This window comes from Burkholderia lata, from assembly GCF_902499025.1.
Classification (GTDB): Bacteria; Pseudomonadota; Gammaproteobacteria; order Burkholderiales; family Burkholderiaceae; genus Burkholderia; species Burkholderia lata_C.
This window is the reverse complement of record NZ_CABVPW010000117.1, coordinates 1-654: the sequence shown is the minus strand read 5'-3', so window position 1 is coordinate 654 and position 654 is coordinate 1. Positions and strand designations below refer to the sequence as shown.

General features: G+C 62.8%; 1 pseudogene. It reads left to right on the top strand.

Annotation, left to right across the window (positions count from 1 at the left end):
* A pseudogene (locus BDI24065_RS40895) lies at positions 1-644 on the top strand (IS5 family transposase); the annotation flags it as partial.
* Positions 645-654 lie beyond the last annotated feature (10 nt).

Below are 654 nucleotides of genomic sequence, written 5' to 3'. Positions count from 1 at the left end.
GAGATGGGTTGCGGCTCGGGCGTGACATGTTGGCGACGACTACGCGACTGGCAGGCTGCCGGCGTGTGGGACCGCCTGCACGAACTGCTGCTCGCGAAGCTGCGCGCGGCAGACCAGATCGACTTCTCGCGAGCCGCTGTCGATTCATCATCGATTCGCGCCGTTGGGGCGGGCCAAAAACTGGGCCAAACCCTACCGATCGAGCGCGACCCGGTTCCAAGCACCACATCGTCACCGACGCCAACGGCACGCCGCTCGCCGCGATCCTGACCGGCGCGAACGTCAACGACGTCACGCAGTTGCTGCCGCTGATCGACGCGATTCCGCCGATTCGCGGATTGCGCGGCCACCCACTGCACAGACCGCGTGTGGTCTACGCCGATCGTAGTTATGACTCCGAGCGACATCGGCAAGCGTTGCGAAATCGCGGTATCGAGCCGGTGATCGCCAAGCGCCGTACCGAACATGGCAGTCGCCTTGGCAAATATCGCTGGGTCGTGGAACGCACGCATGCTTGGCTGCATCACTTCCGTCGCCTCCGTATTCGTTTCGAGCGACGTGCCGATATACACGGTGCGTTCCTCAAACTCGGTTGCTGCCTGATCTGCTGGAACACCCTCCGGCGCGCCGAACAGTCTTTATGAAACCGTCTCT